At 63.6% G+C, this 20,567-nt stretch carries 17 protein-coding genes; 9 read left to right on the top strand and 8 right to left on the bottom strand.

Annotated elements, in window-relative coordinates; genetic code table 11:
- Positions 1-36: 36 nt before the first annotated feature.
- Complete coding sequence (locus ACQ4WO_RS20060) at positions 37-1,530, top strand: leucyl aminopeptidase (RefSeq protein ID WP_128140145.1); 1,494 nt, start codon at positions 37-39, stop codon at positions 1,528-1,530.
- A 91-nt stretch (positions 1,531-1,621) separates the two neighbouring features.
- Here the strand turns inward: ACQ4WO_RS20060 and ACQ4WO_RS20055 are convergent, their stop codons facing one another.
- From ACQ4WO_RS20055 to ACQ4WO_RS20040, 4 genes are read right to left on the bottom strand one after another with little or no spacing between them, the layout of a single operon-like run.
- Positions 1,622-2,146, bottom strand: coding sequence for a hypothetical protein (locus ACQ4WO_RS20055; protein ID WP_436482942.1), 525 nt, complete (start codon positions 2,144-2,146; stop codon positions 1,622-1,624).
- Positions 2,147-2,157: 11 nt separating this feature from the next.
- Entirely contained in the window at positions 2,158-2,628 is a 471-nt protein-coding gene (locus tag ACQ4WO_RS20050; protein WP_128140146.1) for a CreA family protein, read from the bottom strand.
- Positions 2,629-2,661: 33 nt separating this feature from the next.
- On the bottom strand, positions 2,662-2,850 hold the full coding sequence (locus ACQ4WO_RS20045; RefSeq protein WP_034751545.1) for a DUF1653 domain-containing protein: 189 nt from the start codon (positions 2,848-2,850) through the stop codon (positions 2,662-2,664).
- Positions 2,851-2,860: 10 nt separating this feature from the next.
- On the bottom strand, positions 2,861-3,232 hold the full coding sequence (locus ACQ4WO_RS20040; protein WP_034751548.1) for a phiTE_015 family protein: 372 nt from the start codon (positions 3,230-3,232) through the stop codon (positions 2,861-2,863).
- A gap of 569 nt (positions 3,233-3,801) precedes the next feature.
- Here ACQ4WO_RS20040 and xth point away from each other — a divergent pair.
- Complete coding sequence (gene xth / locus ACQ4WO_RS20035) at positions 3,802-4,566, top strand: exodeoxyribonuclease III (RefSeq protein WP_436482941.1); 765 nt, start codon at positions 3,802-3,804, stop codon at positions 4,564-4,566.
- Here the strand turns inward: xth and ACQ4WO_RS20030 are convergent.
- A complete protein-coding gene (locus ACQ4WO_RS20030; RefSeq protein ID WP_436482940.1) occupies positions 4,563-8,222 on the bottom strand; it encodes a sensor domain-containing protein in 3,660 nt (1,219 codons plus the stop codon). The genes xth and ACQ4WO_RS20030 overlap by 4 nt on opposite strands.
- A 211-nt stretch (positions 8,223-8,433) precedes the next feature.
- Here ACQ4WO_RS20030 and prpR point away from each other — a divergent pair, with 211 nt between their 5' ends.
- The 5 genes from prpR (at position 8,434) to ACQ4WO_RS20005 (ending at position 13,763) form a co-directional block, all read left to right on the top strand.
- Positions 8,434-10,059 (top strand): propionate catabolism operon regulatory protein PrpR, encoded by a 1,626-nt coding sequence (prpR, locus tag ACQ4WO_RS20025; protein ID WP_436482939.1) that lies wholly within the window; start codon positions 8,434-8,436, stop codon positions 10,057-10,059.
- Between the two features lie 24 nt (positions 10,060-10,083).
- A complete protein-coding gene (locus ACQ4WO_RS20020) occupies positions 10,084-11,022 on the top strand; it encodes a phytanoyl-CoA dioxygenase family protein (RefSeq protein ID WP_436482938.1) in 939 nt (312 codons plus the stop codon).
- A gap of 90 nt (positions 11,023-11,112) precedes the next feature.
- Complete coding sequence (locus tag ACQ4WO_RS20015) at positions 11,113-11,985, top strand: alpha/beta fold hydrolase (protein ID WP_436482937.1); 873 nt, start codon at positions 11,113-11,115, stop codon at positions 11,983-11,985.
- 3 nt (positions 11,986-11,988) lie between these two features.
- Positions 11,989-13,047, top strand: a complete 1,059-nt coding sequence (locus ACQ4WO_RS20010) for a sensor histidine kinase (RefSeq protein WP_223279161.1) — start codon at positions 11,989-11,991, stop codon at positions 13,045-13,047.
- Positions 13,044-13,763: a LytR/AlgR family response regulator transcription factor gene (locus tag ACQ4WO_RS20005; RefSeq protein ID WP_436482936.1), complete on the top strand. Its 720-nt coding sequence runs from the start codon at positions 13,044-13,046 to the stop codon at positions 13,761-13,763. The genes ACQ4WO_RS20010 and ACQ4WO_RS20005 overlap by 4 nt, the downstream gene beginning before the upstream one ends.
- Before the next feature lie 5 nt (positions 13,764-13,768).
- Here ACQ4WO_RS20005 and ACQ4WO_RS20000 read toward each other — a convergent pair whose 3' ends face one another.
- A complete protein-coding gene (locus ACQ4WO_RS20000; RefSeq protein WP_436482935.1) occupies positions 13,769-17,122 on the bottom strand; it encodes a S41 family peptidase in 3,354 nt (1,117 codons plus the stop codon).
- Positions 17,123-17,159: 37 nt separating this feature from the next.
- Here ACQ4WO_RS20000 and ACQ4WO_RS19995 point away from each other — a divergent pair, with 37 nt between their 5' ends.
- Positions 17,160-17,369: a hypothetical protein gene (locus ACQ4WO_RS19995; RefSeq protein ID WP_436482934.1), complete on the top strand. Its 210-nt coding sequence runs from the start codon at positions 17,160-17,162 to the stop codon at positions 17,367-17,369.
- A gap of 49 nt (positions 17,370-17,418) precedes the next feature.
- Here ACQ4WO_RS19995 and clpA read toward each other — a convergent pair whose 3' ends face one another.
- Both clpA and clpS read right to left on the bottom strand, forming a co-directional pair.
- Positions 17,419-19,719, bottom strand: coding sequence for an ATP-dependent Clp protease ATP-binding subunit ClpA (gene clpA / locus ACQ4WO_RS19990; protein WP_034751575.1), 2,301 nt, complete (start codon positions 19,717-19,719; stop codon positions 17,419-17,421).
- On the bottom strand, positions 19,716-20,018 hold the full coding sequence (gene clpS / locus ACQ4WO_RS19985) for an ATP-dependent Clp protease adapter ClpS (RefSeq protein WP_034751577.1): 303 nt from the start codon (positions 20,016-20,018) through the stop codon (positions 19,716-19,718). Before clpS ends, clpA begins: the two co-directional genes overlap by 4 nt.
- A gap of 321 nt (positions 20,019-20,339) precedes the next feature.
- On the opposite strand from clpS, the gene cspE reads away from it, so the two are divergent.
- Positions 20,340-20,543 carry a transcription antiterminator/RNA stability regulator CspE gene (gene cspE, locus ACQ4WO_RS19980; RefSeq protein ID WP_010395943.1) on the top strand — a complete coding sequence of 68 codons (204 nt, stop codon included), beginning with the start codon at positions 20,340-20,342 and terminating at the stop codon, positions 20,541-20,543.
- The last annotated feature ends 24 nt before the right edge of the window (positions 20,544-20,567 follow it).

Raw genomic sequence — 20,567 nt, 5'->3', positions numbered from 1 at the left:
TAACACGTTACTAGTAAAATGAAAACGGAGAACCAAATGGACTTTAGCATAAAAGCATTCGATACCAAGAGCACCCTCGGCACGGCCAAAAGCGGATGCATCGCGGTTGCGGTATTCGAAAACAAAAAACTGTCGCCAGCGGCAAAATCGCTGGACAGCAAAGGTGCGATTTCCGCTGCGCTGAAGTCCGGCGACATCAGCGGCAAGCCTGGCAGCACCTTGCTGCTGCGCGCAGTCGATGGCGTCGCCGCCGAACGTGTTCTGCTGGTAGGCATGGGCAGCGATGACACTGTCAGCGAAAAAAGCTTCACAACCGGCGTACAAGCCGCACTGAAGGCCTTCGGCTCGCTGGGCGCTGCGGACGCCATTATCGCACTACCGCTGGCTGAAGTGAAAGAGCGCGACGTAAATTGGGCAATCCGTTGCGTGGTGCAAGCCGCCCACGACAGCGAATACCGCTGCGACTCGCAAAAAAGCAAAAAAGATCCGGCGCCGGCAGGCGTGCGCAAGATCGTCCTGGCAGCGCCAGCGACAAGCGCCACGCGCGGCGCGCTGGCGCAAGCCATCGCCATCGCCAACGGTTCCGACCTGACGCGCAACCTGGGCGACCTGCCTGCGAACATCGCCAACCCGACCTACCTGGCCAACACGGCCAAGCAGCTGGCCAAGGATTACAAGTTCGAAGTCGAAGTACTGGACCGCAAACAGCTCGAAGCGCTGAAGATGGGCAGCTTCCTGTCCGTTACCAACGGCAGCGAGCAGCCGCCGAAATTCATCGTCCTGAAGCACATGGGCGGCAAGGCCAAGGATGCGCCGGTCGTCCTGGTCGGCAAGGGCATCACCTTCGACACGGGCGGCATTTCGATCAAGGCCGGTCCTGGCATGGATGAAATGAAGTACGACATGTGCGGCGCCGCCTCCGTGCTGGGCACCTTCCGCGCCATCGGCGAAATGAACCTGAAGCTGAACGTCATCGGCGTCATCGCCGCGTGCGAAAACATGCCATCGGGCCGCGCCACCAAGCCGGGCGACATCGTCACCTCCATGAACGGCCTGACCATCGAAGTGCTGAACACGGATGCCGAAGGCCGCCTGGTGCTGTGCGACGCGCTGACCTACGCTGAACGCTTCAAGCCGGCAGCCGTCGTCGATATCGCCACCCTGACGGGCGCTTGCGTCGTGGCCCTGGGTCACCACAACAGCGGCCTGTTTACGCGCAGCGATGCGGCGCATGACCAGCTGGCCAATGAACTGCTGGCAGCGGGCAAGCAGTCGAGCGACACGGCATGGCGCATGCCGATCGAAGAGGCGTACAACGAGCAGCTGAAGTCGAACTTCGCCGACCTGGCCAACATCGGCACGCCAGGCGGCGGTTCGGTGACGGCAGCGGCCTTCCTGGAAAACTTCACCAAGAAGTACACCTGGGCGCATCTGGACATCGCCGGCACGGCATGGAAATCGGGCGGCGCAAAAGGCGCGACCGGCCGTCCAGTACCGCTGCTGACGACGTTCCTGATCAACCGGGTCTAAGTTGACGCCTTGCCGGCAGCGCCAAGCTGCTGGCAAGACGACGCAGCCGCCACGGTCACTGACCATGGCGGCTTTTTTATGTGTATTTGAATCAGTAGACGACGGGATTGGGCAAAGGCGATGGCGCTACCTTGGGCTGCACCACCGTTTCCGGCACGGCGGCCGGCGGCGGCTTCACGGCTACGGGCGCGGGCGGCGCCAGGCGCGCGGGGTCTTGCATGACGATGGTCAGAATCGACGGGTAGTCGAAGCCGGCGCCCGTGTTGCGGTCGACGAAATAGCCGACGCCCAGGGTCAGGATGACATTGCCCCAGACGCTGCCATTGAGCTTGGGGTCGATATGGTCGTCCGTCGCGATGGCGGGCGAACCATGCTTGCGGCAATCGACCTTCAACGGTTCCTGGCTCTTGCGGATGGTGATGCGCCCGGGCGTGGTGACGAACCACTTGCCCACGTCATTGCTGAGGATGCAGCCGGCACCGGTCAGCTCGCGGTTGTCCTGGATGGTTTGCACCAGCACCATCTGCTCGGTGTTGCCCGTCAGGGTGGCGCAGCCGCCCAGGCCAAACAGCACCAGCGTCCTGGCGGCAAGGGCTGCAGACGATGGGACGCGCATGGGTAGCTCGCTTAACGGACGGGAATCGGCTGGTCGCCGGGCACGGCGACGGCGGTGACGCTGTTTTTCGGACTGCCCTCGATCAGGCGGTCGGAATACACGAGGTAGACGAGCGCATTGCGCTTGCTGTCGACCATGCGCACGACGCGCACATGCTTGAAGAAGATCGAGGCACGCTCGGTAAACACTTCTTCCTGGCGCGGCAGCTTGCCCTTGAATTGCAGCGGCCCCACCTGGCGGCAGGCCACGGACGCATCGGCCTTGTCTTCGGCCAGCCCGACGGCACCCTTCAGCCCCCCGGTCTTGGCGCGCGACAGATAGCAGCTGACGCCGGCAACGCGCGGATCGTCATACGCCTCGACGACGATCTTGTGGTCAGGGCCGATCAGCTTGAACACCGTGTCGACCGAACCGATGGTTTCGGCCTGTGCCGCAGCGCAGGCAAAGCCCAGCACCAAAGCGGCAGGCAGCAATTTACGCATGAAGAAAATCCCGGGCACGCACGCAGGCGGCCATCAGTTGATGGGAGCGAAACGCTGGACCATGACGCCTTCGACTTCGATCAGTTGAAAAAACACGTCTTTCGGCCGGGTCCAGATGGAACCGTCCTCGGCGCGATAGACGATCATCGGCGTCAGATCCGCTTCCAGCGTGGCTTCGCACACCAGTTCGTAAATGCCGCCCTTGTAGTGCCGATAACGCATCGCCATCCCCTCAAGCCGTTGAATCTTCGCTCTTGTCGTCGGCCAGCGCCTTCTGCTTCTGCTTCAGGCCCTGGATCACTTTCAGTATGCCTTCCATGCCGGCCGCGCCATCGGCGCCGCTGAAGGCGTCGAGCACTTCATTGAGCACCTTGTTGCGCACGGTCGCTTCATCGGAGGACATTTCCAGCGCGCGCTGGGCTTTCGCCGCCTTTTCGGCCGCGCTCACGCGCGGCTTGGCAGCCGTCTTGCCATGCGTCAGAGCTGCCTGCCAGATAACCCAGCGGCGCTGGGTCTCGAAAATCAGGTACTCATCCGGTTTGTCTTCTCTTCGCCGCACAATGTGGCCGTCACGCTGCGCCCACGCTTCAAATGCAGTTCGCATTTTCTTCCTTTGCAAATGCTACGCGCAAGTCTCACTATTAAAACTGCAACATTTCAAAATAGTACCATCTATTGATGTCGCAAAACAGTCTCATAGATACAGTACTGCAATTTATATAACAAGTCTGGCGGCGCCCGGAATGGAATTGACACTCCATCCCCGGCACAGTGGTCATGTAATCGGAATAGCAATTACAACTAATTACAACTGCTTCCTGTTCGGTTCTTAACTGGGCTGTAACAAAGCCGTATGACACAGTTGTTACATTGTGCCATTTTAGTAGTTTTTATCGCGTTTTAGCGAGAAACTTTACACCTTTGTCGCGCTACATGGCGAGACGCAGCCTGCCGCGCCAGCCACTTATGCCAAATCAAACATAGGGGTTGATCAATGATACACAAAAACATAATATTCATGCGCCACGATTGGTTAAATACAAATACTTTATTGGCACCCCTTTTTTCCTGCCAGTAAATAAAGCCATGCCCGGCAAGCGCGACAGGACGCCATCGACACGCATGCGGTAAGATTCGCGCCTATCGCCACCTATTCAAGCAAGGATTTTTCCCATGAAACTCGCCACCTGGAACGTCAACTCGCTCAAAGTGCGCCTGCCGCAAGTGCTGCAATGGCTGGCCGACAACCCGGTCGACATACTGTGCCTGCAAGAGACCAAGCTCACGGATGACAAGTTCCCCGTCGCAGAGATCGAGGCGGCCGGCTATCAGGTGGTCTTCAGCGGCCAGAAAACCTACAACGGCGTGGCCATCCTGTCGAAGCTGCCGATCACCGACGTGGTCAAGAACAACCCCCGCTATGAAGATGCGCAGCAGCGCATCCTGGCCGCCACCGTCAAAGGCGTGCGCGTCGTCTGCGCCTACGTGCCGAACGGCCAGAGCGTCGATTCTGACAAATACGAATACAAGCTGGGCTGGCTGTCCGCCCTGCACGACTGGCTGGCCGAAGAAGCGCTGCAGCACCCGCAGCTGGCCGTCGTCGGCGACTACAATATCGCGCCCGACGACCGCGACGTGCACGACCCCGTCGCCTGGGCCGGCCAGGTACTGGTCTCGGACAAGGAACGCGCCGCCCTGCAGCGCCTGTTCGACATCGGCCTGACGGACGCCTTCCGCCTGTTCGAGCAGGCGGACAAATCGTTCAGCTGGTGGGATTACCGCCAGCTGGGCTTCCGCTTGAACAAGGGCCTGCGCATCGACCACATCCTGCTCTCGCCCGCCCTGGCCGGCCGCTGCAAGGCTTGCGTGATCGACCGCGTGCCACGCAAGTGGGAACAGCCGTCCGACCATGCACCGGTGGTGGCTACTATCGACTAAGCAGGCAAGCGTTCCAGCAGCGATTGGGCATTCGCTGCCGGTACCGGCGCGGAAAACAGATAACCCTGCGCATAGCGGCAGCCGTTCGCCTGCAGCAGCGCGAACTGTTCTTCCGTTTCCACGCCTTCGGCCACGGCCGACAATTGCAGGCTGTCGGCCAGCGCGATGATGGCCGCCACGATGGCGCGGTCTTCCGCGCTGTGCTCGAGGTCCTTGATGAAGGCGCGGTCGATCTTGACCTTCTTCACGGGGAAGCGCTTCAGGTAAGCGAGGCTGGAATAGCCGGTGCCGAAATCGTCGATCGACAGGCGCAGGCCCATGCCATTGATCTGCCGTAGAATCTCCAGCGTATGCTCGCCGTGCTGCATCAGCGCCGTCTCGGTGATCTCGAATTCCAGCAGCGACGGATCGATGCCCGTTTCCCGCACCACGGCGCCAATCGCCGCCACCAGGCCCTTGTGCATGAACTGGCGCGGCGACAGATTCACCGCCAGCGGCACCGGCTGCAAGCCCTGGCGCTGCCAGGCCATGCTTTGCTCGCAGGCCTGGCGCATCACCCATTCGCCCACCGGCACGATCAAGCCATTTTCCTCCATGATGGGAATGAAACGGTCCGGCAGCACCAGGCCGTGGCCGGGACGGCGCCAGCGCAGCAGCACTTCCATGCCGTGCAGGCGGCGCGTGGCGATATCGATGACAGGCTGGTAAACCAGCTCGAACTGCTGCAGCGCCAGCGCCGTGCGCAAGCTGCTTTCCAGATCAAAATGCAGGGCCGCCGCCTGGTTCATCGTCTGCGTGAAGAACTGGTAGTTGTTGCGGCCATTGCCCTTGGCGTGGTACATGGCCGCATCGGCATGGCGCATCAGGGCGTCGACGTCGCCGCCATCGTCCGGATACACGCAGATGCCGATCGATGGCGTCACGTGCAGCACATGGCCGTCGAGCGGAAAGGCGGGCGTGAGCGCCTCGATGATTTTCTCGGCCACGCGCGCCGCTTCGTCGCCGCCGCGGATGCCCGGCACCAGCACGACGAATTCGTCGCCGCCCAGGCGCGCCACCGTGTCGCTCGCGCGCACGGCGCCGCACAGCCGGGCGGCCACTTCCTTGAGCAGCAAATCGCCCGTCATGTGACCGAGCGAATCGTTGATCGTCTTGAAGCGATCGAGGTCGATGAACATCACGGCCAGCTTGCGTCCCGAGCGCTGCGAGGCCAGCATGGACCGTTCCAGCCGGTCCGACAGCAGCGCGCGGTTCGGCAAGCCCGTCAGGTTGTCGTGGTAAGCCATGTGGTGCACGCGCGCCTCGGCCTGGCGCCGCTCGGCGATTTCGCCCTGCAGCAGCAGGTTGGCGCCGGCCAGTTCGGCCGTGCGTTCCTGCACGCGCAGTTCCAGTTCGTCGCGCGCGCGGCGCACCGCCTCGGCCGCCTCACGGCGCGCCGTCACGTCGTCGACCAGCCACACGGAACGCCCATGCGCATGCGCCAGATCGAACGGCCGGCCGGACAGGCGCGCCCAGAAGCGGCTGCCATCCTTGCGCACCAGCTGGTATTCCGACATGTGGACCCTGCCCGCCTCAAAATCGCGCGCCGTCTCGCCGCGCGCCACCTTCCACGCGGCCACGTCCGGATACAGGGCCCGCACGGACAGGCCGTTGATCTCGCCCGGCCCATAGCCGAACAGCTCTTCCATCTTGCTGTTGGCGCGCAAATTGTAGCCGCCCTCTATCACCGAGATGCCCAGCACGGCGCTGTCGAGGATGGCCTGGTTTTCCAGCAGCGCGTTGCGCAGGGATTCTTCGGCGCGCTTGGCTTCCGTGCGGTCCTCGATGATCCAGATGGTGCCGGCGGCCGGGTCGTCCGGGTTGACGACATAGGCGATCAGCTGCGCCCACAGCGTGCTGCCGTCGCGGCGCATCATCTCCACTTCCGTCTGGAACGGCTTGCCGACGGACAGGAAAGGAAACGCGGCCGCGCCCAATAAATCGTACGATTGCTGCGACACGTACAGCGCGCGCCCGGGCAGGCCCAGCGCCTCGTCGCCGCGGTAGCCGAACATCGCGGCAAAGCCCAGGTTATAGCGCGTGATCTGGCGGTTCTTGGTGTACAGGATGCTGACCGAAGCATTCGTCATGATGGCCGCCACTTCCATCTGCGCCTGGCGGCTGGCCGTGATGTCTTCGAGGATCCAGATGGCGCCTTGCTCGCTGTGCGTCTGGTCGACGGCCTTGGCGCGGATGCGGCACCAGAACAGGCTGCCGTCGCGGCGGCGGAACAGCGACTCGTCCTGCTCGTACGGCAAGCCCTGTCCCAGCAGCGGCGTGGCCTGCACGCCAAACTGCTCGTAGGCGGCGGGCGAGGGAAACAGTTCGGCGGCGGGCAGGCCGATCATCTCGTCCTGCGTGTAGCCGAACATTTCGGCGAAGCGGGGATTGCAGCGCAGGATCAGGCGCGAACGCGAAAACAGGATGCCGACGGAGGCGTTGTCGAGGATGGCCTGCTGCTCGAGCATCAACTGGCGCGTCGCCTCCTCGGCCGCCTTCTGCGCGCTGCGGTCATCGAACAGCCAGATCGTGTCGCGCAGCGCGCGGTCGGGCTGGTTTTCCGGGTTCAGCACATAGCCGTAGGCCAGCGCCCAGAAGGTCGAACCGTCGCGGCGGCGCATTTCCATCTCGCCCTGGAACGGCAGGCCGCGCCGCAGCAGGGGCGCGGCCTGCCGCACGACGTTCTCGTAGGCCGCGCGCGACGGATACAGGTCGGCGACGGCCAGGCCCACGCCGCTGTCGCCATCGAAGCCGAAGCATTCGGCGAAGCGCCGGTTGTAGCGCAGCACGCCCTTGTCGCGCTGGAAGCCGATGGCCAGCGGCGCGTTGTCCATCACGGCCTGCATTTCCAGCATGGCGCGGCGCAGCTGGTCTTCATCGCGCCGGTGGTCGCTGATATCTTCGATGATCCAGACCGTGCCGTCATGCGTATTGAGGGGATCGACGGCGCGCCCGTGCAAACGGCTCCAGAACAAGCTGCCATCCTGGCGCCGCAATTCCAGCTCCGTGCGGTATGGCTTGCCCTTCGAGAGCAGCGGCGCCGCTTCCAGTCCCAGGGCACGGCAATGCTCGGCGGAGCGGTACAGCACCGCGCCCGGCATGCCCGTCAGCTGATGGCGCGCATAGCCGAGCATCTCGGCGGCGCGGATATTGCACTCCTCGATGAAGCCGCCCTTGGAAAAGATGATGCCGACGGCCGCGCTTTCCAGGATGGCCTGCTGTTCCAGCATGGTCTTGCGCAAGGCTTGCTGGTCGCGCTGCTGCACGCGGATGTCGGCAAACACGAGGGTCGCGCCCGGCAAGCCGTCGTCCACCAGCAGCGGCCTCGACCAGACCTGCACGGCGATGGCGCCCGATACCCCTTGCAGGCTGCTGTCCCACTGCCGCTCGCGCCCGGCCGCACCGAGCGCGCCGCGCAGCATGCTGGTGCTCGATGCGCGGTAGGCGTCCGTAAAACAGTCGGCCAGCAGCCGGCCCGCTATATCCCTGCCCAGCAAGGCGGTCAAGGCGCCATTCGCCGCCACCACCATGCCGCAGGCATCGCAGGCGCAAGCCGGCAAGGCGATCAACTGCAAGGCATCGGCGATGAAATCGGGACTGGTCGGTACGCGGTTCATGGACACCATGGGACGGTTAAGGACGAGATAAACATGTGCCTGGGCAAAAAATCTCTCAAGCATCATGGTGCTGTCAGATCATAAACCAGTTTCCCGGGGTTTTTTCATATTCCTCATTGGCAATATCTGAAACGCCACAGACCACTTGCAACACGTTCGTTGCAACCCCGTTGCATGGCAAAAAAATGAAACAAATCGTTTAGAATAAAGCATGCGCCGCCCTCCCCAACCTCCGCTCGATCACCGCGACAAACCCGTCATCTGGACCGTCTCCGTCTCGCGGCTGTTCGACCTGTTCCGCGACATCACGCTCGAGTATGACGACCTGGCGACGATAGAACCGATCAACCTGGGCTTCGACGACGCCGTTCGCCATATCCGCGAACGCATGGCCACCGAGCGCTGCGATGCCGTCATCGCGGCCGGCTCGAACGGCGCCTACCTGAAAGGCCGGCTGTCGGTGCCCGTCATCATCGCCAAGGCCAGCGGCTACGACGTGATGCAGGCGCTGGCGCGCGCGCGGCGCATCTCGCCGCACATCGGCGTCGTCACCTACCAGGACCCGATGCCGGAACTGGCCGAATTTGCCGCCACCTTCGGCTTCCAGATCGCGCAGCGCACCTATGCCACCGAGGAAGACGCGCGCGCGCAGATCAATGAACTGAAGGCGGCAGGCGTGAAAGCCGTCGTCGGCGCGGGCCTCGTCACCGATCTGGCCGAGGAAGCCGGGCTGGACGCCGTCTTCGTGTATTCGGCCACGGCCATCCGGCGCGCCTTCGACGACGCGCTGGAACTGGCGCGCCTGACCCAGATCGAGTCGAGCAGGGGGCGCCGCGCGGTGGTAGCCGATACCTTGCGCGCGCGCCACGGCCTGCACGATTTGCGCGGCGAATCGGAAGCGATGGAAGCGCTGCGCCAGTCGGTGGTGCTGTTTGCGCGTTCGCCGGCGACGGTGCTGATCCAGGGCGAGACGGGCAGCGGCAAGGAACTGGTGGCGCAGGCGATCCACCGCGAAAGCCCGCGCAGCCTGGGCGCCAACAGGCCCTTCATCGCCATCAATTGCGGCGCCATCGCCGAGTCATTGCTGGAATCGGAGCTGTTCGGCCACGAGGACGGGGCCTTCACGGGCGCGCGCCGGGGCGGCCATGCGGGACTGTTCGAAGCGGCCAACCACGGCACCCTGTTCCTCGACGAAATCGGCGAAATGCCTCTGCCCCTGCAAACGCGCCTGCTGCGCGTGCTGGAAGAGCGCGAAGTGGTGCGCGTGGGCGGCACGCGGCCCATCGCCATCAACGTGCGCATCATCAGCGCCACGCACTGCGACCTGGAGCAGCGCATCCGCGAAGGACGCTTCCGTGCCGACCTGTTCTACCGCCTGGCCGTGCTGCGCCTGCATTTGCCCGCCCTGCGCGAACGCGCCAGCGACATTCCCGGCCTGGCCGAATGGTCGCTGAAAAATGCGCTGGCCGCGCTGGGCGCCCGTCCGCACCCCAACCTGCACGCGGAAATCCAGGCTTGCGCGCCGCTGCTGCGCCGCTACGGCTGGCCCGGCAACGTGCGCGAACTGCGCAACCTGGCCGAGCGCCTGGCCCTGTTCCTGGCCGCCGAACCGCTGCAGGCGCTGACGCCCGCCTTCGTGCTGGGCGTGGCGCCGGAACTGGCCAGCGCTGCCGGCACGTCGGCGCTGCCGCCGGCGCCTGCCGCCACCGTGCCGCCTCGCCTGGAAGTCGAAAGCGCCAGCGCCGTGCTGGCACGCTTCGGCGGGCGCCGCGACGCCGCCGCCCATTACCTCGGCATCAGCCGCACCACCCTGTGGCGCCGCCTGCGCACCGGCTGATTTTTCAACCATACCAAAAACGCCATGGACGACTGGCCCCACTTGCACGATTTATGGCAGCGCTGCACGGGACATGGTGGCGCGAGCGGCAACCAGGGACTGGCGCGCGACCACCGGGACATCAAGGCGCTGTACGCGCGCGGCATTTCCATGGAAGACGCCATGCAGTTCCTGTTCCAGCACCGCCCTACCCTGGAAGCCTTCCAGGCGTGGCTGGCTGGCCGCACGCGCATCCGTCCGGCGCACGCCGCCAGCCCCCACCAGGACGTGCTGTCCGCCGCCGAGCTGCGCCATTTCGAGGAGCACGGCTATCTGGTGCTGCGCGGCGCCGTGCCGCGCGCGCAGTGTGCAGCTGCCCGGGCGGCCATCTGGAACTACCTGGGCGCCAGCCCCGATGATCCGGCATCGTGGTACCGGCCGCACCCGGGCAAGCGGGGCCTGATGCTGCAATTTTCCGACCATCGGGCCCTCGAGGAAAACCGCCACAGCGCACACATCCGCCATGCCTGCCAGCAGCTATATGACACCAGCGCCGGTACCAGCACCGGCATCTACGCCAGCATCGACAAGGTGAGTTTCAATCCGCCGGAAACGCCGCAGCACAGCTTTCCTGGCAGTGCCCTGCACTGGGACGTCAGCCTGCAACAGCCGGTTCCCTTCAAGCTGCAAGGCATGCTGTACCTGAGCGACTGTCCCGCGCAGCATGGCGCCTTTCACTGCGTGCCCGGCTTCCAGCACCACATGGCCGACTGGCTGCGGCAAGTGCCGTCGGGCCGCCAGCCGCGCGAATGGGCCGTCGACAACTTGCGGCCCGTGCCCGTCGAAGGCATGGCCGGCGATTTCATCATCTGGCACCAGGCCCTGCCCCATTGCGCCACGCCCAACCGCGGCCCGGCGCCGCGCATGGTGCAATACCTGACCTACCTTCCCGACCATTGTCAGGACCAGCATGTGTGGATATGAACCACTCATCCCGCCCTGCCGCCGTTCATCCTGCGGCGCTGGCAGCCGAACCCAGGCGCCGCTAGCATGGTCGTCAAGGAGGAGTACCCCATGAAACGATCACTGCAAACATGTATCCTGCTCGCCGGCGTGCTGCTGGCGGGCGCCAGCCAGGCCGCCGCGCCTGCGGCCTTCACGGTCGACGTCACGGGCCAGGGCCGCCCAGTGATCCTGATTCCCGGCCTGGCGTCGTCGGGCGAAGTCTGGCAAGGCACGGTGGCGCGCCTGTGCGGCCCGCAAGCCGCACGCCAATGCCACGTGCTGACCCTGGCCGGCTTTGCCGGCGTGCCGTCCATCGAGGGCGACCTGCTGGCGCAGGCGGAACAACAGCTGGCCGATTACATCGTGGCGAAAAAACTGGGCCAGCCGGCCATCATCGGGCATAGCCTGGGCGGCTTCCTGGCCCTGAAAATGGCCATCGACCATCCGCGGCAGACGGGCAAGCTGCTGATCGTCGACTCGCTGCCGGCGCTGGGCGCGACACAGCTGCCCTCCATCACGCCGCCGCAGCTGCAAGCCATGTCAAGCCAGATGCAAGCGGCCATGCGCGCGCAGGATGGCGCCACCTACGCCGCCAGCCAGCGCCGCACGGTAAGCAGCATGGCCAGCGCGCCGGCCGACGTGGAGCGCATCATCGGCTGGGGCCAGCACTCGGACCGCGAAACGGTCATCAACGCCATGGGCACCCTGATGGCCAGCGACCTGCGCCAGGACGTGGCGAAAATAAAATCGCCGACCCTGGTGCTGGGCACCTGGATCGCCTACAAGGATTACGCGCCGCGCACCGCTATCGAAGCGACCTTCCAGCAGCAGTATGCACAGCTGCCCGGCGTGCAGATCGCGCTGGCCGACACGGCGCGCCACTTCATCATGTACGACCAGCCGGACTGGATGGTTGCGCGCATCGAACAGTTCCTGGACTAAGCGGTGAACGCACCCTTGCACCGGCCGCCGCTGCTGGCCAGGATCAACTGGTACTGGACCTTCCAGCTGGCCGGCTGGGGCGCGCTCGCCCTGTTCAACAGCGTGTATGGCGGCTCCTCGCAGCTGCGCATCGTCGTGGCGATTGCCTGCTGGGGCTCGCTGGGAGGGCTGCTGCTGTCGCACCTGTGGCATGGCGTCCTGCAGCGGCGCGGCTGGGCGGCGAACGGTCTGCGCTGGACACGCATCGTGCCGTCGCTGATCGTGCTGGCCGCCATCCAGACGGCCAGCGTGACGGCCGCCTTCCACGTCATGTATCCGCCCGATGTCCTGCGCGGCCTGGCCTGGCTGCCCGGTGCCCTGCTGTTCTGGTTCGGGGTATTTTTGACCTGGACGGTGTTTTACTTCACGGCGCTGTCGCTGCGCCGCGCCGCCCACCTGGAAGCGGAAACCCTGCGCCTGCAGCTGCATGGGCGGGAAGCGGAACTGCGCGCCCTGCAGGCGCAAGTCAATCCGCATTTCTTCTTCAACAGCCTCAATAGCGTGCGCGCGCTGATTTTCGAAGACCGCGACGCGGCCGCGCACATGATCGACCAGTTGGCGGGCCTGATGCGCCACGCCCTGCAGTCCGGCCAGCATGCCACCGTGCCGCTGGCGGCCGAACTGGACGCCGTGCGCGCCTACCTTGCCATCGAGCAGATACGCTTCGAAGAGCGCCTGCGCGTCAGCTTCGCGATCGAGATCAGCGCGCCCGCCCTGGAACACGTGCGCGTGCCGCCCATGGCCGTGCAAACGCTGGTGGAAAACGCCGTCAAATACGGCGTCGAAGCGAGCGCCGACGGCGGCGACATCCGCATCGCGGCGCAGCGCGGCGCCGGCGTGGACATGCTGCAGATCGAGGTGGCCAACACGGGCGAACTGCGCGGCGCGTCCGGCTCCACCGGCATCGGCTTGCGCAATGCGCGCCAGCGCTTGCAGCTGGCCTGCGGCGAGCGCGCCAGTCTGGCCTTGCGCCAGCAGGCGGGCTGGGTGTACGCCACCATCGACCTGCCGGAGCCGCCATGAACGGATCGCCGCTCAAGGTAATGCTGGTCGATGACGAGCGCCTGGCGCGCGCCGAGCTGCGCCGGCTGCTGGTGCCGCATGTGCAGCACGGCGCGGTGGAGATCGTCGGCGAGGCGGCCAGCGCGGCCGATGCCGTCGCGCAGATCGGCAAGCTGCGCCCCGACCTGCTGCTGCTCGACGTGCAGATGCCGGGCGGCTCCGGTTTCGACCTGCTGGCCGCGCTCGATGAGGCGCCCGACGTCATTTTTTGCACGGCCTTCGACCAGTACGCGCTGCAGGCGTTCGAGGTGAGCGCCCTCGATTACCTGCAAAAACCCGTGCAGGCGGCGCGCCTGGCCACGGCGCTGGCGCGCGCCGGCGCGCGGGCGCAAGCCGTGTCGCCGTCCGTGCCGCGCAAGGTCTTCATCAAGGATGGGGAACGCTGCTGGTTCGTCGCGTTTGACGATATCCGCCTGCTGGAATCGGAAGGCAACTACACGCGCGTGCATTTCGGCGCACAGCGGCCGCTGATGCTGCGCACTCTGAACCAGCTGGAAGAAAAGCTCGATCCCGCCCTGTTTCTGCGCGCCAACCGGCGCCAGATCGTCAACCTGGCGCAGGTGGCGCGGCTGGCGCCGAACGCCGCCGATGGCCTCGACCTGCACCTGCAGGACGGCAGCGTGGTCGAGGTGTCGCGCCGCCGCGCGCAGCAGTTCAAGGCCGCCTGCGGCCTGTAGCCGCCTTACTTCAGCGCGGGGATAGGCTGCGCCTGGAAGGCGGGTCGCGGCTGCTCCTTGAGCTTTTTCGCCAGCATGTCGAGCGCCACTTCCAGCTGGCGGTCGGCGCCATTGAAGGTGGCGTGCGGCGGGTTTTCCACCTCCACGTCCGGCACCACGCCCACGCCTTCGATCAGCCACTGGCCATCGATGCCGAACTGGCCATTTTCCGCCACGCGCGCCATGCCGTTGTCGGCCAGGCGCGTATTGTCGCTGAGCCAGACGCCCGCGCCGGCCGTGCGCTTGCCCACCAGCGGCGCCAGTTTCAATGCCTTGATGCCCGCCGCGAAGGTCTCGCCATCGGAATACGTGAGTTCATCGACCAGCACCACCAGATGGCCGCGGAAAGTGTTCTGCATGTTCGACGATGGCTGCACGCCAGGCGGCGCCCAGTAAGCCCAGGCCTTGCGCAGCAGTTTTTCAATGATCCAGCTGTCGATATTGCCGCCGTTATTGCGCCGCACGTCGATGATCAAGCCTTCGCGGTTGATGTTGGCGTAAAAATCGCGCGCGAACGAGGCGATGTCATTGGCGCCCATGGCGCGCAAGTGCAGGTAGCCGATGCGTCCCTGCGAGGCGGCAGCCACCTGCTCGGCGCGGCTCAATTCCCAGTCGCCATAGCGCAGCGCCGTCTGTTTCGCCATGTTGACGGGCGTGACGATGACGGCGCGCGGCGCACCCTTGCTCCGTTTGACCTGCAGCAGCACCTGCTTGTCGGCCTGGTTCAACAGCAGATCGCTGATGTCGCGCGCGGCCAGCACGTCCTTGCCGTTGACGGCCGTAATCACGTCACCCGCCTTCACATCCACGTCGGGGCGCGACAGCGGTGCACGCGCCGACGGCAATTCCGCTTCGCTGCGGTAGACATGCTCGACCCGGTAGCCCTCGCTGGTGCGCGCCAGCACGGCGCCCAGGCCCGCCGGCGTGCCTTCCTGCTCCGTGCGGCGCAGTTCGCCGGGACGGATCTGCGAATGCAGGGCGCCCACTTCGGCCACCATCATGCCCAGTACATCATTGAGCTCGGCGCGGTCCGTGACCCGCTCGACCAGCGGCGCATATTTGTCGCGCGCCGCCTTCCAGTTCACGCCCCGCATCTTCGCGTCATACAGGAAGTCGCGGTGCAAGCGCCAGGCATCGTTGAACATCTGCTTCCATTCCAGGCGCGGATTCGACACGAACGTCCAGTCGTCAACCTTGACCTTGGCTTTCGACAGGTCGGCCGGCAGCTTGGCGCCCGCCTCGATCACCAGCATCTCGCCCGGGCCGGTGGCTGCCGCGCTGGTTGCTGTCCTGTAGTACAAATGCTTTTTATCCTGCGCCAGGTCGAATTCGCGCACATTGGCCACCAGCAGTTCCGGCTTGGAGCCGGTATTGCCAATCGCTAAGGTCTTCAGGCTGGACTTGTTCTCGCCGCTGTCGCGCTCGAGGAAATACAGGCGTTTGTCGTCGGCGGCCAGCGCGCTGTAGTTGCCCGCCGCCAGCGGCACTTCATACAAACGCTCGGCCAGGCCCTGGCTGACGATGGCCGGCAAGGCGGCAGGCGCCTTTTTCACGGCCGACTTGCCGCCGGCCTTTTCCAATGCCTTTTCCGCTGCCTGTTCGGCCGCCTTTTCATCGTCTGTCTCGGCCGGCTTGACACCAGGACGGCTCAGCTCATCGTCGGCCTGGAATGGGAAACGGTTACCCGGCTGCAGCGCCAGCGCATACACGCCGACGCGCTTGTCGAACACGGGACCCATGTTGCGGTCGCCCCACGGCGAGCCATTGGCCAGCTGGAAATTGCGCGCCGACAGGAAGTACAACCACTTTCCGTCGGGCGAAAACACGGGTGAACCGGAGGTATAGCGGTCGCTGGTGACGAACTGCAGCTGTTTCGATGCGAGGTTATACAGGCCGATCTGCTCGCGCTGCTCGTTGCTGGCCACGCGCACGATGGCCAGGTTGCGGCTGTCGGGCGACCATTGCACTTCGTCGTGCTTGTCCACGCCCGCCTTGCCCGCGTCGTCGATCAGTTGATTGCCCCTGGTCGCCAGGTCCAGCAGCCAGAAGCGGCCCTTTTTATCCGTGTGGGCCAGCCAGCGCCCGTCCGGCGACGGATACAGTTTCCAGCGGTGGTTGTCGCCCTGCGTCGTCAGCTGCTCGCCCTTGCCCGAGCCATCGGCGGCGTACTTCCAGATTTCATTCTCTCCGCTCGTGTCGACGATGGCGAAGACGGATTTCTCGTCGCTGGAAAAGACGGCGTCGCGCGCCCTTGCCCCGTCGGGAATGGCGATGTCGACCCGGCGCAGGCTGCCCGTACCGGCGATGCTGACCTTGCCGCGCGCCGTGAGGATGATGCGCTCATCCTTGCCCGAGAGCTGCACATTGGAGAGGGTGTCCAGTGGTGAACGGATCTGGCGCGCGCGCTGCTGGTCGAAGTCGGACACGAGGCTGATCGGCAATGGCGACGAGTCCGTCCCTGCCGCCAGATCCAGCACGTGCAAATCGGCGCCCAATTGATACACGATCTTGCCATCGCCCAGCTGCGCATTGCGCACATCCCACTGCGTATGGGTCGTCAAGGCGCGGCGGTCGGAGCCATCGGGCAGCATGCTCCACAGATTGTCGCTGCCGCCCTCATCGCTGATGTAATAGACGCGGCCCTGCCACCACATGGGGCGCTTGTTGTTGCCGGCCGACACGGCAGGCTCCGTATGCATGCGCACGGCCTCGCCCTTGCCATCGAGCTCATAGCGCCACAGGGTGGCATGCGCGCCGCCGCGGTAGTTGCGCACATTGTCGTTGGTCATGGCCAGGCCGAAACGCGTGAAGAACAGCGTCTTGCCCGCGTCATCGAGCACGGCGTCGTTGGCGTCGGCCACGGGAAATACGCGCCGCGTCTGTTTCACGGGATCGATGGCGGCGACGATGCGGCGCGAGGCGGGACCATCCGTATTTTGCGTGCTGACCAGCACCTCGCCCTGCGCCGTCCAGCCCAGCACCAGCACGCCGCCATTGTCATACGAAATGCGGCGCGGCAAGCCGCCCGCCAGCGGCATCACGTACGCTTCCTGCGCCCCTTCGTAGGCGGCGGAAAACGCCAGCCACTGGCCGTCGCGCGAAATCGCCGCGTTCGTTTCATAGCCGGGATGCGTGGTCAGGCGCTGCGCCGCGCCGCCGCGCAGATTGCTTTTCCACAAATCGCCTTCGGCCGTGAAGACGACGGTGTCGCCGCGCACGGCAGGAAAACGGAAATAGCTGCCGGCAGGAGCGGCGGCGGCCGCGTCAGCCAGCAGGCCGGCGGACAACAGGAGCAAGGCAAGATTGCGGGAAATTTTCATGTGAGCATCCAGATAGCGGTCAGGGCGATGAGACGGCATGGACATCATGTCGATACCGGACAGCAATTCTGGCATAACTGAGGCCAAAGAAAACCTTCTTTATTGCCCACAAAGACGTAAAAAAACCCGCGCCACTTGCGTGGGCGGGTTTTTCGACAAGAGCAGAAACGCTTTGAACGCCGAACAAAACCGTGGCGAGCGGCAGCGAATTGCGGCCGAGAAGCGGAACTGTGCAAGAGCACAGTGAGCATCGGAGGCCGCAAATCGCGACGCGCAGTAGGTTTGGTTCGGTGTCCTTATTCCACTTCCACCGTTTCTGGTGCAGCCGTCGGTGCCGCGTCCGGCGGTTCCGGGAATTCCAGCAAGACCTGGTCCTTGTCGTCGAGGTCGACGGTGACGCGTCCACCGGTGACCAGGCGGCCGAACAGCAGCTCGTCGGCCAGGGCCTTGCGGATCATGTCCTGGATCAAGCGCGCCATCGGCCGCGCGCCCATCAGCGGATCGAAGCCTTTCTTGCCGAGGAAAGCACGCAGCTTCTCGGTAAACACGGCTTCGACCTTTTTCTCGTGCAACTGCTCTTCCAGCTGCATGAGGAACTTGTCGACCACGCGCAGGATGATTTCCTGGTCCAGCGCGCGGAAACTGATGGTCGCGTCGATACGGTTGCGGAACTCCGGCGTGAACATACGCTTGATGTCGGCCATCTCGTCGCCCGCCTGCTTCGAGTTGGTGAAGCCGATCGACGTCTTTTGCAAGCTTTCCGCGCCCGCGTTGGTCGTCATGATGATGATCACGTTGCGGAAGTCGGCTTTGCGGCCATTGTTGTCCGTCAGGGTGCCGTGATCCATGACTTGCAGCAGGATATTGAAAATGTCCGGATGGGCTTTTTCAATTTCATCGAGCAACAAGACCGCATGCGGCTTCTTGGTGATCGCTTCCGTCAACAAGCCGCCCTGGTCGAAACCGACGTAACCCGGTGGCGCGCCGATCAGTCGGCTGACGGCGTGGCGTTCCATGTATTCCGACATGTCGAAACGGATCAGCTCGATACCGAGGATGAAGGCCAGTTGCTTGGCCACCTCGGTCTTGCCGACGCCGGTCGGGCCGGAGAACAGGAAGGAGCCGATCGGCTTGTCCGTCTTGCCCAGGCCGGCACGGGCCATCTTGATGGCCGAAGCCAGCGCGTCGATGGCGGGATCTTGCCCGAACACGACATTGCGCAAGTCGCGGTCGATCGTCTGCAGCTTGCTGCGGTCGTCCTGGTTGACCGTTTGCGGCGGAATGCGCGCGATCTTGGCGATGATGTCCTCGATCTCGGCCTTGCCGATGGTTTTCTTTTGCTTCGACTTCGGCAAGATGCGCTGCGCCGCGCCCGCTTCATCGATGACGTCGATCGCCTTGTCGGGCAGATGGCGGTCGTTGATGAAGCGCGCCGCCAGTTCGGCCGCCGTCGACAGGGCCGAGGCCGAGTATTTCACGCCATGATGCTCTTCGAAGCGCGATTTGAGGCCGCGCAAGATTTGCACGGTTTGCTCGACGGTCGGCTCGTTGACGTCCACTTTCTGGAAACGGCGGGAGAGTGCATGGTCTTTCTCGAACACGCCGCGGAATTCCGTGTACGTGGTCGCGCCGATGCACTTCAGCTGGCCGTTGGCCAGTGCCGGTTTCAGCAGGTTCGACGCGTCCAGCGTGCCACCCGACGCCGAGCCCGCACCGATGATGGTGTGGATCTCGTCGATGAACAGGATGCCGTTCGGATTGTCCTTCAACTGCTTCAGCACGGCTTTCAGACGCTGTTCGAAGTCACCGCGGTATTTGGTACCGGCCAGCAAAGCGCCCATGTCCAGCGAATACACGACGGCATTCTGCAGGATTTCCGGCACGTCGCTTTGCGTGATGCGGTAAGCCAAGCCTTCGGCGATGGCCGTCTTGCCCACGCCCGCCTCGCCGACGAGCAGCGGATTATTCTTGCGGCGGCGGCACAGGATCTGGATCACGCGGTCGACTTCTTCCTCGCGGCCGATCAGCGGATCGATCTTGCCTTCGGCAGCGGCCTTGTTCAGGTTTTGCGTGAACTGGTCGAGCGGGCTTTCCTTCGGCTGGCCATCGACGGGCGCTTCTTCCACGCCTTCGGAGGCTTTCGCGCTTTCCGTCGACTGGTCCTTGCGCACGCCGTGCGAGATGAAATTGACCACGTCCAGGCGCGTCACGCCCTGCTGGTGCAGGTAGTAAACAGCATGCGAATCCTTTTCGCCGAAGATGGCCACGAGCACATTGGCGCCCGTGACTTCCTTCTTGCCGTTCGAGGCGGACTGGACGTGCATGATGGCGCGCTGAATCACGCGCTGGAAACCAAGCGTCGGCTGGGTGTCGACTTCGCCCGTGCCAGGCACGGTCGGCGTGTTATCGCCGATGAAATTGGTGAGGGTCTTGCGCAGGTCTTCTATATTGACCGCGCAGGCACGCAACACCTCGGCAGCGGAGGGATTGTCCAGCAGTGCCAGCAGTAAATGCTCAACCGTGATGAATTCGTGCCGTGCCTGCCGAGCTTCGACAAACGCCATGTGCAAACTTACTTCTAATTCCTGCGCAATCATACTTCCTCCATCACGCACTGCAGGGGATGCCCCGCCTTGCGCGCATGCGTTAAAACGAACTCCACTTTGGTACACGCTATATCTTTAGAGAACACGCCGCACACTCCTTTGCCGTAGCGGTGAACACTGAGCATGATTTGCGTCGCCGTTTCACGGTCCTTGTTGAAATACTCCTGAATGATGGCCACCACGAATTCCATCGGGGTGTAGTCGTCATTGAGCAAGGCCACCTGGTAGAGCGGTGGCGGCTTCAGCACTTGCCGCTCCAGCAGGGTTTCTGTGTCGTGCTTGGTTGCCATACGCTTATTCTAATGCTTTCACAGTGGTTGTCATGCGCAATATCTACGCCTTTCCAATTGTTTTCAATCTTACGCGTTTTCTTAATAGTGCGCAGATGGCGACCTTGCCGCCAAAATCAAGAGTTGCTTTTTTGGTTGTCGTGAAGAATTTGGCAATATCGATGGAAAAGCGCTTGACTTCAGTATTTATTCCGCCAACAATGCTGTATCGACTGTTGCAGTAATGTACAGCTTGATAAGAAGTGAGACGTCGAGGAGGGGGCAAGAAGCTTCTTGCTTTTATGGCTCGTGTGATTTGTTTTAATTTTGAAAGTTCTTTTTATGGCAACAGGTACAGTTAAGTGGTTCAATGATTCCAAAGGTTTTGGCTTCATCACTCCAGATGATGGCGGCGAAGATTTGTTTGCTCATTTCTCCGCAATCAACATGAACGGTTTCAAGACCCTCAAAGAAGGTCAAAAAGTTCAATTCGAAGTCACGCAAGGCCCTAAAGGCAAGCAAGCTTCCAACATCCAAGCAGCCTAAGCATCGCCGGCCCTCAGATGTGAA

Origin of the sequence: Janthinobacterium aestuarii, from assembly GCF_051380835.1 — a bacterium.
Lineage (GTDB): Bacteria > Pseudomonadota > Gammaproteobacteria > Burkholderiales > Burkholderiaceae_D > Janthinobacterium > Janthinobacterium aestuarii.
This window is presented reverse-complemented; position numbering and strand designations above follow the sequence as displayed.

What these genes read in the sequence shown, in the direction of transcription:
- ACQ4WO_RS20060 (WP_128140145.1), top strand. Translation starts at nt 37, where the DNA reads ATGGACTTTAGCATAAAAGCATTCGATACCAAGAGCACCCTCGGCACG.
- ACQ4WO_RS20055 (WP_436482942.1), bottom strand. Translation starts at nt 2,146, where the DNA reads ATGCGCGTCCCATCGTCTGCAGCCCTTGCCGCCAGGACGCTGGTGCTG.
- ACQ4WO_RS20050 (WP_128140146.1), bottom strand. Translation starts at nt 2,628, where the DNA reads ATGCGTAAATTGCTGCCTGCCGCTTTGGTGCTGGGCTTTGCCTGCGCT.
- ACQ4WO_RS20045 (WP_034751545.1), bottom strand. Translation starts at nt 2,850, where the DNA reads ATGCGTTATCGGCACTACAAGGGCGGCATTTACGAACTGGTGTGCGAA.
- ACQ4WO_RS20040 (WP_034751548.1), bottom strand. Translation starts at nt 3,232, where the DNA reads ATGCGAACTGCATTTGAAGCGTGGGCGCAGCGTGACGGCCACATTGTG.
- xth (WP_436482941.1), top strand. Translation starts at nt 3,802, where the DNA reads ATGAAACTCGCCACCTGGAACGTCAACTCGCTCAAAGTGCGCCTGCCG.
- ACQ4WO_RS20030 (WP_436482940.1), bottom strand. Translation starts at nt 8,222, where the DNA reads ATGAACCGCGTACCGACCAGTCCCGATTTCATCGCCGATGCCTTGCAG.
- prpR (WP_436482939.1), top strand. Translation starts at nt 8,434, where the DNA reads ATGCGCCGCCCTCCCCAACCTCCGCTCGATCACCGCGACAAACCCGTC.
- ACQ4WO_RS20020 (WP_436482938.1), top strand. Translation starts at nt 10,084, where the DNA reads ATGGACGACTGGCCCCACTTGCACGATTTATGGCAGCGCTGCACGGGA.
- ACQ4WO_RS20015 (WP_436482937.1), top strand. Translation starts at nt 11,113, where the DNA reads ATGAAACGATCACTGCAAACATGTATCCTGCTCGCCGGCGTGCTGCTG.
- ACQ4WO_RS20005 (WP_436482936.1), top strand. Translation starts at nt 13,044, where the DNA reads ATGAACGGATCGCCGCTCAAGGTAATGCTGGTCGATGACGAGCGCCTG.
- ACQ4WO_RS20000 (WP_436482935.1), bottom strand. Translation starts at nt 17,122, where the DNA reads ATGAAAATTTCCCGCAATCTTGCCTTGCTCCTGTTGTCCGCCGGCCTG.
- ACQ4WO_RS19995 (WP_436482934.1), top strand. Translation starts at nt 17,160, where the DNA reads ATGGACATCATGTCGATACCGGACAGCAATTCTGGCATAACTGAGGCC.
- clpA (WP_034751575.1), bottom strand. Translation starts at nt 19,719, where the DNA reads ATGATTGCGCAGGAATTAGAAGTAAGTTTGCACATGGCGTTTGTCGAA.
- clpS (WP_034751577.1), bottom strand. Translation starts at nt 20,018, where the DNA reads ATGGCAACCAAGCACGACACAGAAACCCTGCTGGAGCGGCAAGTGCTG.
- cspE (WP_010395943.1), top strand. Translation starts at nt 20,340, where the DNA reads ATGGCAACAGGTACAGTTAAGTGGTTCAATGATTCCAAAGGTTTTGGC.